Origin of the sequence: Francisella sp. SYW-9, assembly GCF_008711465.1 — a bacterium.
Taxonomy (GTDB): Bacteria; Pseudomonadota; Gammaproteobacteria; order Francisellales; family Francisellaceae; genus Francisella.
Genome location: NZ_VXKQ01000009.1, coordinates 192,330 through 205,798 on the forward strand (window position 1 = coordinate 192,330; position 13,469 = coordinate 205,798).

A 13,469-nucleotide genomic window follows, 5' to 3' on the forward strand; every position below is an offset into this window, starting at 1 on the left:
GTTAAGAGTATCATGTAATACATATCCTAGATATGATGTTTGCTTTTGATTTGGTCTATTTGCAGTTGCACCTGTTCCCCAGTAAAGATATAAAGATCAATATTACCCCCTAATCCTTCACTAGCTGAAATTAATTTATTGCTACCATTATGAGTAAAATAAATATTTTTTATTTTATCTTTTATATCTTCGGGGATGTCAAATGCCTCTATCCAATTGTATACTGGGATATAAAGGTTTTGCTTATTAAAATCAGGGAAACTATAATCCTTTAATAAAACATCTGAAGCAACATAGTCAAGCCTTTCCACCGGAGATATTTCTTTTAAAGCTTTAGACTTAGCTACTCCATAATCTTCAAAAAGAGGATCAATATGATATGTTAGCTGAGAAAATATTTTATAGGAAAATATACAAAGATTTAATTTTTTTGAAATTTTTTCTGGTAACTTTACATCACAATTATAAATATTCTTATTTTCACTTAGAACACCTCTTATATAGGTTCTTAGTGAGTTATTACTAGAGCTTCCACCATTTAGAATATTCCTAGCACTTATCAGTGGATTTAATTATAAACTCATCTAGATCACTAGAGCTAAACTCGCTTTTTAAATATCTATCCAAAAAATAATTTAATTTTTCTTTCCAACTTTCATCATAAATAGAACTTAACCAATACCTATTTACAATATCCTGCAATAACCGAGTTCTTTTTTTACCTTCTTCACCATGCCTACTAAAAATACCATTTGACCTATGTGTATAATCCTCTATTTTTTGTATTAGCTTTCTCATTATGCATGATAAAAAATAATTTTCATTGAACTAATAAATAGTCACAAATATGCAGATATAAGTAGTGCAGAATACATACTTATATTTACATAAACATCATTAGTTAAAAATTATTACCTTACTCCTATATTCATACTTCTGGGTAATTGGCTCAAACTTTGTTTAGCTTGATTTCTTATGATTTTCTCACTAGGACTCGTATAATCAATTTCTCTAGCTAGCCCTAGATTTGGCGGCAACAATATCTTATTAAGATACATGCTACATTTTAGCTCATTTAGAAAAAAGCTTATAAATGAGTGATTGTTAGTGTTTATTGAGCCTGGAATTGTCTTTCCACGCTCATCTGTTATAGTATTATTAAAAAAATTTTTTATTGCTCTAACAACTTCTTGTGCATTCTTTGCTTTATAAGCTTCCCTTTTAAGAGCTAACGTCCTTCTTCTCCCACTCTCACCATGTTTGAAAATGCTCATTCTACTTAGATTCTGAGACCATTTAATATATTCTTCAACAGATTTTGTTATAAGATCTTGTAGTTTGACCTTTATTAAATGTCTAGTTATTTTTTCTAATAATTCATATATCGTATAAGAGGGCCTATCTACAATTACATTTTCTGGATATTTTCTATTTTGTGGCAGATCCTTAACAATAAACAAAGTTCTAGCATTTTCTAGTGAAGATATTATGTCCTCTATTTCTATATCATATTTACAAAATAAGATGTTATGATTAATAGCTTGGGATGGTTGAGTGCAAATAAGGAGCTCTAGAGAAATATTTTGATAATGCTCGTATGAGCCTTCTTTCAAAGTCTTGAAACACCCATTTAGACTACTTTGTAGGTCATTTTCATTTATATCAAGAGAAATAGTAACAAGCTCTCCAGGTTGTACATAAGGATTTTTAAAAAATTTCATCTCTTTTGGTATATAATTAAAATGGTAGCTATAACCTAAAGATCTAGATACTCCTCTTATTAAACTTATGTCCTTAGAAGAGAGATCTCCTCCACAATCTGGAAATGGACATTTCTGACTAGTCTTAAGAAGCTCCGCTATACATCTCAAATGTAAATAATGCCCACATTGTAGCTTATATAATTGACGCTGATCCTGAATTGATTTTATTGTAGACTGACTTCCACTTTTCTGGCAAGAATAACATGCTTCCATTTAAGCTCATCCATTAACATAATTTTTTAGACAAGAATAGCTAAAGATAAGTTAACTTAAAACAGTAGAAAGTACTTAGTTTCATAAATATAAAGTCTAAAAAAATCACTAGCTATGCTAAAACCTCACCATAACTAGGCTCACCAGTTAGTAACCATCCTCTTAGTATAGAAAGCTTATTGTCTCATCTCATCTCATCTCATCTATATAAACTAACAGGTTTGAGCTATTTCTTTTAATTTTTTCTATATACTCCAACCTTTCATGTTTTTTCTTTATTTCATATTTTGGAGTCTTTTTTTAAAACTTAAACCAAGTCTATTAAGACAATCATAAAATGTACTTCTTGGAGTATCAGGGGATAATGCTTCTTTTATATCTAGTATACTTGAATCTGGATGATCTATCAAATACTGCTCAATCAATGTTTTATCAGTAAAGCTTGGACTCTACCACAACCTATGAACTATAGTCTCCAGTTGTTTTTTTAAGCAAGTGCAACAATAGACAACTTACTTTTTTTGTGCCATAAATATTTTGGCGCACTTACAACTGGAATCTAAGACCTCTTTTTTGCTTTTTCTGTTTCTTGTCTAAAAGGAACTGCTTCAAATCTTGATGATTTTGCTCCTATATCTATTTCTCTTGATTGACTCAACTTTTGTTTAGCTTGATTTCTTATTATTTTCTCACTAGGACTCGTATAATCGGCACTTATTCTTAGTGCTACACCTGGTACTAATGTCTCTTTAATAAAAGTTTGTTCATATTTTAGCTGATTTAGAAAAAAGCTTATAAATGAATGATTGTTAGTGTTTATTGAGCCTGGAATTGTCTTTCCACGCTCATCTGTTATAGTATTATTAAAAAAATTTTTTATTGCTCTAACAACTTCTTGAGCATTCTTTGCTCTATAAGCCTTCCTTTCAAGGGCTAATGCCCTCTTTTTGCCATCCACACCATGTCTGTTAAAAAAGCCTACTGATCTTCGATTATCAAACCAGCTAATATATTCTTTAACAGATTTTGTTATAACGTCTTGTAACTTGACCTTTATTAAATGCCTAGTTATTTTTTCTAATAATTTATCTATTGAGTCAATGGGTCCATCATTAATTACATTTTCTAGATTTATAATATCTTGTGGCAAAGTACGCATAGGATTAAATGGATTTTGAGTGAGCACTTCCGGAATTTTAATAATAAAGAGCGTTCGAGCATTTTCTAGTAACTTTACCACCTTTTTAGTTCTAGTTATATCATATTCACAAAATACGACCTTACAATCATTAGGGCTAAAGTATGCACTATCTGTAATATAGTTAAACCGGAGATTTAGAGGAATATTTGAGTAACTATTACCAGAGTAATGTTTCAAAAGCTGGAGACAGTTATATGACTCCTTTTGATCGCGACCTACATAAATAGGAATAGAAACTAATTGACTGGGGTCTTCCTTAGGATTTTTAGAAGGCTCCATATAGTCTATATATTCATACATATGACCCGATAGAAGTTTAAAAACGGGATTGTAAGAATTACCACAATAAAGGTTCGAATACGCCTGTATTAAACTCATCTCCTCAGAAGAGACTTTTTGTTTACAAAATGGACATTGTTGCGTAGTAGCCCGAAGCGTAGCAGCTCGAAGCGTAGCAGCTATACAGCCCCAATGAAAAACATGTCCACATTGTAGCCTGTATAATTCACCCCTATCCTCACCTAATATTCTTTCAAGATAATTACTATAATTTCTTTTATCTTTCAAACAAATATTACATACTCTCATTTAAAACTATCTCATAGCATAATTTTTCAGATAAGGATACCTAAAAGCAAATTAACTCAATATTCGTAGAAAATACTGATTTGTATCAATATATAGCGACAGTGACTACACAAGTTTCATTATCTAAAGCTTATCATCTGATTCCTATAGCCATACTTTCCGGTAGTTGGCTCAAACTTAGTTTAGCACTATTTCTTTTGTCTTTATTATCAGAGCTATGATTATGATAATCAGTTCGGATATCTAGTTCTAGATCTGGCAATAATATCTTATTAAGATATTTTCTATATTTTAGCTCATTTAGAAAAAAACTTATAAATGAGTGATTGTTAGTGTTTATTGAGCCTGGAATTGTATTTCCACGCTCATCTGTTATAGTATTATTAAAAAAACTTCTTATTGCATTAACAACACCTTTTACACTAGTTGAACTATCAGATAGTATTTTAAGAGCTAAAGCCCTCCTTTTCCCATTCTCACCATGTTTAAAAATGCTTATTGAACTTAGATTCTGAGACCACCGAATATATTCTTCAACAGATTTTGTTATAGTGTCTTGTAGTTCAATCTTTACTAAACGCCAGATTATTATTCCTAATAATTCATCTGAATTACGAATAGAACTATCATTAATTACATTTCCTATATTTGGAAAAGGTCTTAAGATATTCTTAACAATAAAGACAGTTCGACTATTTCTTGGTAAAGTTACCATGTTACGTATTACTTCACTATCTTCACAAAATATAACTTGGATATGTTCTGGCCGTGTCTCATCAGAAAAGCTGAGATCTATAGAAGTAACTGAATAAGGCTGATATGGGGCTGAGTCACCAGCCAAAAGCCGGAAACACTCATATGACCACCGTTGATTATAATCTATTTTAAAAGTAATATTAACTTTAGTAGAGCTTATAAAAAAAGACGTAATAGGTATAGAATTTCGAGTAAGAGACTCCATATCCGTAGATACAAAGAATTTACTTAAATTATTAAAATACAAAGATATTAAATCCTCTAGAAGCGTAGGTACTGAGTATTCACCAGAACTATCAAAATATTGAGATATAAAAAACTCTATCTCCTTCAAAGAAGTCTGGGCTCTACAATATGGACATTCCGGCTTATTTATAACCGATTCGACTATACAGTTTAAGTGAAAAAAATGTCCACATTGTAGCCTATATATATTATTTTCAAGCAGACCTTGATCTTGTTCTTTTCGAGAGAAAAAATTATAATTCTCAATATAATTCCAACAAATAACACATTCCATACTATAACTACCTTCATATAAAGATAAGAAGAATACTAACTAAAGCCACGTTAGTTTAAAATAGTACAAAATACTGATTTTATGGATATAAAGTCTAAAAAACCACTAATTTTTACCAGGAATTTAGAGCATGTTATGTCGTGATAATTCATTGCGTAACCTAGCTTCGCATTTTTTTTGTCTTAAACATTCTCGTATTCTTGCTTGTCTAAGCTCTTCTTCTACCCTTTTAGTATTTATGATATAGCCTTGTGGATTTATCTTTATATTTATTTCTTTTTTTTTGCTTAAACATTCCTTAGCGTCTTTTCTTTCAATTGACTCACCAGGCATCGTATAATTAGCATCATTATTCTTAATACGATTATACTTAGGTGATGATATTTCTAGGTCTGGTACTAATATCTTTCTAATAAAAAGAGCTTCTTTTTTTAGCTCATTTAGGAAAAAGCTTATAAATGAGTGATTGTTAGTGTTTATTGAACCTGAAATTTTCTTTCCAAACTCATCTCTAATAGTATTATTAAAAAAACTTGTTATTGCATTAACAACCTCTTGTGCACTAGTTGCGTTATAAGCTTCCCTTTTAAGAGCTGACGCCCTTCTCCTCCCACTCTCACCATGTTTGAAAATGCTCATTATACTTAGATTCTTAGACCACCCAATATAGTTTTCAACAGATCTTGTTATAAGATTTTGTAGTTTAACCTTGATTAAATGCCTAGTTATTTTTTCTAATAATTTTTTTATCTTAAAATATAGTTTTACTTGATGGCTTATTTCTCCATCATTCTTTGGGTAACCTTCTATGAAACTATCATTAATTACATTTTCTGGATATTCTTTATTTGGTGGCAGATTCTTAACAATATACAGAGTTTGGGCATTTTTTGTTGAAGATAGATACTGAGCATATCCCAAAAATTCGATTTCAAAATCATCTTCCCACCTATCCCTCTTATTGAACAAAATGAGATCTACAGGAAGGCCTTGATAATAATCAAATTCTTTAAGACTCCTCTGCAAAGCGCGAAAACAATCATATTCCATAGTACCATTCTCAATAAGAATACTTGAAATATCAAAATACCCAACTCCATTAACAAACTCCATATCCTCAAAACTTTTTTGCATCCTAGGTTTCATACAAAAATCTCTATTAGAAGGTTGATATCTTTCGTTGTATGATAAATCTGTACTCGAATATAATCTTTCTTTATAAGAATTCTCATAATTACCTTTATCTTTATTTTCAAAACTAATAGGTTCTTTCATTTGAATTTATCCTTTTAGCATAATTTTTTGGATAAGGTTATCTAAAGATAAGTTAATCTTAAACAGTATAAAGTACTAGTTTTTATGAATATAGAATTGAAAAAATCATTAGTTATGGTAAAACAAGGTTTACACCAAAATATTATCTGGCTACAATAGCTGTATTAACTTTTAATTAAGAGTATTACTCTAGAATATTCTTACACTCAAAAGATAAGGGAAAATGTATAAAGTAGTGAATTCATGCACACGTGTACGTACATATGTAAATATTAAACTTAGAATATTAAGTAATAGCAAAACTATATTAAATACTACTACAGCAATATTCATTCAAAAAAATAAATCTCAAAGTAATTCCTCTCAAGCACTCCTCTGTCTCTAATGAAGACAATTAGAATATACCCAATTTTTTAAAAAATAACTAACTAAACATAAATATCGGAGTTTAATAAATGTCAAAGAAAATTTGGAAAAATGGCGAAATCATCTCTTATGAAGATGCAAAAGTAGGTATCGATACTCATGCTCTACATTATGGTTCTTCTGTATTTGAAGGTATACGAGCATACAAAACACCTAACGGAACAGGCATTTTAAAATTAAAAGAGCATATGGAAAGGTTCATATATTCAATGAGTGTTCTTGGAATGAAAAGTAAATATAGTGTTGATGAATTATGCCAAGGTGTAATAGATATAGTAAAAGCTAGTGGCAAAAGTTCATGCTATATAAGACCTTTAGCATACTTTGCTGAAGGAGGTATAAGTGTATTACCATCTGAAGGTCATCCGGTAGATATCATTATATTTTGCCTTGATCTAAATCACTATACTGATATTAAATTAGCTGATATTAAAATTAGTAAATATATTCGTATCCACCCTCAATCAACAGTTTGTGATGCAAAGCTTAGTGGAACTTACGTAAATTGTATACTAGCATCGGGAGAAACTAGAGGCACTCATTATCATGAATCTGTAATGCTTGATGTTGATGGTAATATTGCAGAAGCTGGTGCAATGAATATTTTCATGGTAAAAGACAATGAAATTATAACAACTCCTCCAGGAACAATATTAAATGGAATCACTAGACAAATTATTATCCAAATAGCTAGAGATTTAGGTTATAAAGTTACAGAGCGCTTATATAAAGTAGATGAACTAATGAATGCTGATGAAGTTTTCTTATCAGGAACTGCTGCTGAACTAATCCCTGTTGGAAGTGTTGATGATAGTAAACTTAATGACTCAGACCATAAAATAACTAAGCAAATAAAAGAAGTTTTTGCAAAACTCAACAAAGGAGAGGCTTACAAAGACTTTTTAACATACATATAGGAGCATTAATTGATGGATAGAGATAAGAAGAAAGTTTATATTTTTGATACAACTCTTAGAGATGGCCAACAGTCTCCAGGAGCAGGGATGTCTTTTGATGATAATATCACATATGCTGATCTAGCAGATAAATTAAAGATTGATGTCTTAGAGGCCGGGTTCCCTTCAGCGAGTAATACTGATTTTAAAATAGTTAACACTATCTCAAAAAAAATGGCTGAGAGAAAGTCTAATATGACTATTGCTGGACTATGCCAATTACGTAAAAACCAGGTTGAAATCACGATGGATGCTCTACGCCCTTCGCTAGAGATAGGTAAAGCCAGAGTTCATATGTATCTGCCTGTAGACCCTAATTTAGCTCAAGCAAGCTTAGGTAACAAAAATGATAATGAACAAAATATTAAAAATGTTTACGAACTAGTTAAATTAGCTAGTGATGAAGGCTTTGAAGTTGAGTTTAGTGCTGAAGGATACTCTAAGCTTGGTGATACTTTTGACTATGTAACAGATGTTTTTAGAGCTGCTGTTTCTGCTGGAGTTTCTGTAATAAACTGTCCAGATACTATTGGTGGTGCATGTGAAAGAGAAGGCGATAATTACTTTGTCAAAAACATGTCAAAACATGCTGAAATTATTAAAAAAGAGTTCCCTGATAAAGATATAATCTGGTCAGCACATTGCCACAATGATTTAGGTTTAGCATTAGAAAACTCTATGAATGCAGTATTTGATGGGCCTGCAAGGCAAATCGAAGGCTGTATTAATGGTGTCGGTGAAAGAGCAGGTAATGCATCTTTAGAGCAATGTGTAATGTTTATAAATCTTTTTGGTAAACAAAAAGATTGTCACTATTACAACGATATTGATATTTCTAACTTTAAAGCTATCTCTGACTTTATTAGTGAAAGAATGCTATCAAGACAGCCTCACTACCCTATTACAGGCCTAAACTCTGCTAGGCATACGTCTGGTGGCCATACTAATGCAATATTAAATAATCCATTAGCATATCAACCATTTCACCCAGAGTCTGTAGGGAATGAAATTAGTTTTGTATTTGGTCCTCTTTCTGGTGGTAATCATGCTAAAAAGATCATCGAAGAGAATGGTTATATTTGTGATGACAAAGAAAAAGCAAAAATCGCCCAACAAATAAAAGATATTTATCATGAGCGTAGAAAAGGTATCACAGATGAAGAGCTAATTAATGCTTATAAAGAAATTAAATCCCCAATCAATGTAACAAGCATTGACTATGGAAAGTCTAATGGTGAAACATATGTTGAACTTAAGGGCAGTTTCTTTGGTAGTACAGATATTAGAATCGCAGACCATAGTGAAAACTCAGCATTATCTGCTTTATTAAAAGGTATCCAAGAATATATACCAGCAATCAATATTTCAGATTATTTCTCTAGATCACTAAAGAATGATGGTGTTAACTCTAAGTCTGAAAGTACAATTATAATAAAAGCCGGTGAGAGTAGCCCTACTTTTGAGGGTGTCGCTACTGATCAAGATATAGAGATTTCTACTCTTAAAGCTCTAATATCTGCTACGAATAAATTACATGTAGAAACAAATTGTAGGAAATAGTATGGCAAAGAATATTATAGATAAAATTTGGGATGCCCATGTTGTAAAAAAGATACCTAATTTTCCAGATATCTTATATATAGATAGAATGTTAATGCACGAAGTAACCTCCGCTCAAGCATTTGATAAAATTAGAGAGTTGAATATACCAATAAATGATCCTAGATCTATCATTGCAACTGTAGATCATAGTATCTCAACATCTCCTATTAACCGTTTGGAGATGGAAGATAAGGTTGCTCAAGCTCAGGTTGAAAAACTTCGTAGCAATGTTAAAGAGTTTGGTCTTGATTTTTATGACTTTGACAGTCAACATCAAGGTGTTGTTCATGTAATGGGCCCAGAATTAGGTTTTACTCTACCAGGAACAACTCTTGTATGTGGTGATTCTCATACTTCAACTCACGGAGCATTTGGTGCTTTAGCATTTGGTGTTGGAACATCTGAAGTTGGACATGTACTTGCTACTAACTGTATCCTTCAATATAGGCCTAAGACAATGAAGGTTGAATTTATAGGTAAGCCCTCAGATCTAGCAACAGCTAAAGATATAGTAATGAAACTAATTGCTCAAATTGGTATTGGTGGTGCTGGCGGTCATGTAATAGAGTATACTGGTCAGGTAATCTCAGATATGACTATGGAAGAGCGTATGACTTTATGTAATATGTCTATAGAATGCGGCGCAAGAGCAGGCTTAGTATCTCCTGATGAAAAAACTTTTAGTTATCTAAAGGGTAAAAAATATGCTCCTCAAGGCGCTGATTTTGATAAAGCAATTGAGAAGTGGAAAAAGCTAGAAAGTGATACAAATGCACACTTTGACAAACATATAGAAGTAGACATCGATAATCTAAAACCTATGGTAACTTGGGGAATAAATCCTCAGCATGCAATTAGCATATCTGCTAAGATTCCAAATCTTAAAGATATCCCTTCACACCAACATAAATTAGCTCAACAAGCTTATGACTATACCAAGTTTAATGCTGATGAGGATATTCTTGGTAAAGAAATTCAATGGGCATTTGTTGGTAGCTGTACTAACGGTCGTATTGAAGATATGCGTGCTGTTGCAGAGGTTCTAAAAGGTAAGAAGGTCGCTGGAAATGTAACTATGTATATAGTTCCAGGCTCAGAGCAAGTTAGAAACCTAGCTATTGCAGAAGGATTAGACAAAATCTTTACTGATGCTGGTGCTGAGTTTAGAATGCCTGGCTGCTCAATGTGCCTAGCAATGAATGATGATAAAGTTCCCGCAGGTCAAAGATGTATTAGCACATCAAATAGAAACTTTATCGGTCGCCAAGGTAAAGGTAGTATAACTCATCTTGCATCGCCTCAAACAGTTGCTGCTAGCGCTGTTATGGGTAAAATTTGCAGTGTTGATAAACTATAATAAGGAGCTCTACGAAAATGCAAGCTTTTAAAAAACTAACATCTAATGCAATTCCTTTATGGCTAAGTGATATTGATACGGATATGATTATCCCTGCAAACTTTCTAACTCAAACAAGTAAAGATGGTTATGGGAGTAGTTTATTTCATAATTTAAAAGAAAAAGATAGTGACTTTATTTTTAATAATCCTGATTACTCAAATTCACAAATACTAATCGCCGGCAGTAATTTTGGTTGTGGCTCATCTAGAGAACATGCTGTTTGGGCTCTTACTCAAGCAGGTATTAGAGCTATAATTGCACCATCTTTTTCTGATATTTTTTTCAATAATGCTGCTAAAAATGGTTTATTACTAATTTCTTTAGATAAAGATATTGTTAAAAATCTATGTGACAGAGCAGAGGATCCAAAATTTAATGTGACTATTGACCTTGAAAACCAAGCAGTTTCTGCTGATGGGCATACTTATAATTTTGATTATGATCCTTTTCGTAAAAACTGTCTTATCAAAGGATTAGATGACATGACTTATCTTATTGATAAATTAGATATAATTAAACAATTTGAACAATCAAGAAGAGGCTAAAATGGAAAAAAATATTGCTATATTAGCTGGTGATGGTATTGGTCCTGAAGTAATGGAATCGGCAATAAAGGTTCTTGATGCTACAGCTAAAAAATATAATCACAAATTCAACTATACTGAAGCTCTAGTTGGTGGTGCTGCATATGATAAATATAAAAACCACTGCCCAGTTGAAACTTTAGATATATGTAAAAACTCTGATGCGATCCTTTTTGGCTCTGTTGGTGGACCTGTTGAAGCTCAAAATGAAGAAAAATGGCAAGGCTGTGAAGCCAATAGTATCCTAGCGCTAAGAAAGCACTTTGGTTTTAACATAAACATTCGCCCTAGCCAAATATTCCCGTCATTAAAAGAAACATGCCCTTTAAAAGATAGCCGTATCGCTAATGGTGCTGATATTGAGATATTTAGAGAGCTTTCCAGAGATATCTACTTTGGCGAGCATAGAACTTTTACAGATGAAAATGGTACAAGATGTGCTACAGATATCGCTGAATATGATGAACATACAATTAGAAGTATTGTTACTCAAGCATTTGAGAGAGCTACACAACGCTCAAATAAACTTACATCCGTTGATAAAGCAAATGTCTTAGATACATCAAGACTATGGAGAAATATAGTTAATGAAGTAGCGAAAGACTATCCAAATGTTACAGTCAACCATATGTATGTTGATAACTGTGCTATGCAAATGGTCCTAAATCCAAGTCAATTTGATGTAATGGTTACAGGTAACCTTTTTGGAGATATTATATCTGATTTAGCCTCTGTACTACCTGGATCAATTGGATTAGTGCCATCTATAAGCTTAAATAAAGGTGGTTTTGGTCTTTATGAGCCTTCTGGTGGTTCTGCTTATGATATCAAAGGTCAAAACAAAGCAAATCCAATTGCACAGATACTTTCAGCATCACTAATGCTTTCCTATTCATTTGGATTAGTATCAGAAGCTGAGGCTATTGCAAATGCGATTAATTTAACTCTTGAAGATAACTTTAGAACTCAAGATATCTATACTCAAGGAACTAAACTAGCTTCTACACAAGAGTTTACAAATGAGATTATAAAGAGATTATAAAATTAAAGGAGCTATACCTACGTTTACAATTCCTATAGAATATTTACACGGTATAGATAAATGTTTTATGATGCTTGATAAAATATAAATGAAAAATAAAATATTTTAGCCATCTTTTTACATTTGTTTTTTTAAAAAACTCCTAGACTCAATCTTATGAACTTTCATTTTTCTTTAAAACAACTACAAATTTTTATGGCTTGTGTGAAATTCTCAAATTTCACTAAAGCAGCGCAATTTTTACACACTACCCAACCGGCTATTTCAATACAGATGAAAAAGCTTGAATATCAAATTGGGGCAAAGCTTTTTTCGCTTAGATCAGACAAAAGGATTCAACTAACCCCTTCAGGTAGAACTATTTACCAAAAGCTACAAAAAACATATTATAATCTCGAGTCTTTTTCACAGTTTATCGATGAATTTCAGCATTCTCTACAAGGTAATTTAGCTATAGGAATTCCATCTAGCTGTTTAGATTATTTATTAAGTATTTTAAAGAAATTTCAATTAGACCATCCCAACGTTATTATTGATTTACAAGTTTTATCGCGTGAAGCACTTATAAATGCTATTAAAAATCACGAATTAGATTTAGCGATAATGAGTGCTGTTCCAAACCAGGCCTTATCTATTGAAGTAATAGATACTTATTCACTATATTTAATTGCTTCAGAACTACACCCCCTATTCCATAAAAAGAATATTACATTAGCTGATTTAACTGATGAAACTATTATCTTAGGAGAAACGGGTTCTGAGCCACGAAAATATCTAGAAACTCATTTTGTAAACCCAACATCAAATTTATTTTATGTGAATAGCTCTGACGGTGTTTATAAAGCAGTAGAGAATAACCTTGGTATTTCGATAGTGGGAATTTTCAATAATGGTATTGAAAAACTTAGTAAAGTTAAACCTATAAATATCAAACCTTTCCCAGTTCGAAAACCTCTAAATCTTGTCTGTAGCTCAATTGAAGAGCTCTCTCCTATCGCTAATAAATTACGCCAATCTTATTTATTAACGACTCGTATAAAATAGATATATTTTTTTCTTATGATAACCATTAAAAAGTTTAATTTCCTTTCATTAAACCAATCTAATATTATTTAATTAGACTTTAGGTTTCATTAAGCAAAAA

At 31.8% G+C, this 13,469-nt stretch carries 12 protein-coding genes and 1 pseudogene; 6 read left to right on the top strand and 7 right to left on the bottom strand.

Annotated features, from left to right (window positions below; all coding sequences use genetic code 11):
• Window positions 1-26: 26 nt before the first annotated feature.
• From F3D62_RS05630 to F3D62_RS05660, 7 genes and pseudogenes are all read right to left on the bottom strand, one after another.
• The gene (locus tag F3D62_RS05630) at window positions 27-311 is read right to left on the bottom strand and encodes a hypothetical protein (protein WP_150467269.1); all 285 of its coding nucleotides are present in this window, start codon (window positions 309-311) and stop codon (window positions 27-29) included.
• Window positions 312-549: 238 nt separating this feature from the next.
• Window positions 550-798, bottom strand: coding sequence for a hypothetical protein (locus F3D62_RS05635; protein WP_150467270.1), 249 nt, complete (start codon window positions 796-798; stop codon window positions 550-552).
• Window positions 799-911: 113 nt separating this feature from the next.
• A complete protein-coding gene (locus tag F3D62_RS05640; RefSeq protein ID WP_150467271.1) occupies window positions 912-1,976 on the bottom strand; it encodes an RING finger protein in 1,065 nt (354 codons plus the stop codon).
• 115 nt (window positions 1,977-2,091) lie between these two features.
• Window positions 2,092-2,439, bottom strand: a pseudogene (locus tag F3D62_RS05645) (IS630 family transposase); the annotation flags it as partial.
• Window positions 2,440-2,535: 96 nt separating this feature from the next.
• Window positions 2,536-3,765, bottom strand: a complete 1,230-nt coding sequence (locus tag F3D62_RS05650; RefSeq protein WP_150467272.1) for an RING finger protein — start codon at window positions 3,763-3,765, stop codon at window positions 2,536-2,538.
• A gap of 133 nt (window positions 3,766-3,898) precedes the next feature.
• Window positions 3,899-5,041 (bottom strand): RING finger protein, encoded by a 1,143-nt coding sequence (locus F3D62_RS05655; protein ID WP_150467273.1) that lies wholly within the window; start codon window positions 5,039-5,041, stop codon window positions 3,899-3,901.
• Window positions 5,042-5,164: 123 nt separating this feature from the next.
• Window positions 5,165-6,316 (bottom strand): hypothetical protein, encoded by a 1,152-nt coding sequence (locus tag F3D62_RS05660; RefSeq protein WP_150467274.1) that lies wholly within the window; start codon window positions 6,314-6,316, stop codon window positions 5,165-5,167.
• A gap of 455 nt (window positions 6,317-6,771) precedes the next feature.
• Here F3D62_RS05660 and F3D62_RS05665 point away from each other — a divergent pair, with 455 nt between their 5' ends.
• From F3D62_RS05665 to F3D62_RS05690, 6 genes are all read left to right on the top strand, one after another.
• Window positions 6,772-7,659: a branched-chain amino acid transaminase gene (locus F3D62_RS05665; RefSeq protein WP_150467275.1), complete on the top strand. Its 888-nt coding sequence runs from the start codon at window positions 6,772-6,774 to the stop codon at window positions 7,657-7,659.
• A 12-nt stretch (window positions 7,660-7,671) separates the two neighbouring features.
• Window positions 7,672-9,258, top strand: coding sequence for an alpha-isopropylmalate synthase regulatory domain-containing protein (locus F3D62_RS05670; protein WP_150467276.1), 1,587 nt, complete (start codon window positions 7,672-7,674; stop codon window positions 9,256-9,258).
• A 1-nt stretch (window position 9,259) separates the two neighbouring features.
• Window positions 9,260-10,657, top strand: coding sequence for a 3-isopropylmalate dehydratase large subunit (leuC, locus tag F3D62_RS05675; RefSeq protein WP_150467277.1), 1,398 nt, complete (start codon window positions 9,260-9,262; stop codon window positions 10,655-10,657).
• A gap of 17 nt (window positions 10,658-10,674) precedes the next feature.
• Window positions 10,675-11,244 (top strand): 3-isopropylmalate dehydratase small subunit, encoded by a 570-nt coding sequence (gene leuD / locus F3D62_RS05680; protein ID WP_150467278.1) that lies wholly within the window; start codon window positions 10,675-10,677, stop codon window positions 11,242-11,244.
• A 1-nt stretch (window position 11,245) separates the two neighbouring features.
• Entirely contained in the window at window positions 11,246-12,325 is a 1,080-nt protein-coding gene (gene leuB, locus F3D62_RS05685) for a 3-isopropylmalate dehydrogenase (RefSeq protein WP_150467279.1), read from the top strand.
• A 156-nt stretch (window positions 12,326-12,481) separates the two neighbouring features.
• Window positions 12,482-13,369 carry a LysR family transcriptional regulator gene (locus tag F3D62_RS05690; protein ID WP_150467280.1) on the top strand — a complete coding sequence of 296 codons (888 nt, stop codon included), beginning with the start codon at window positions 12,482-12,484 and terminating at the stop codon, window positions 13,367-13,369.
• Window positions 13,370-13,469: the final 100 nt, after the last annotated feature.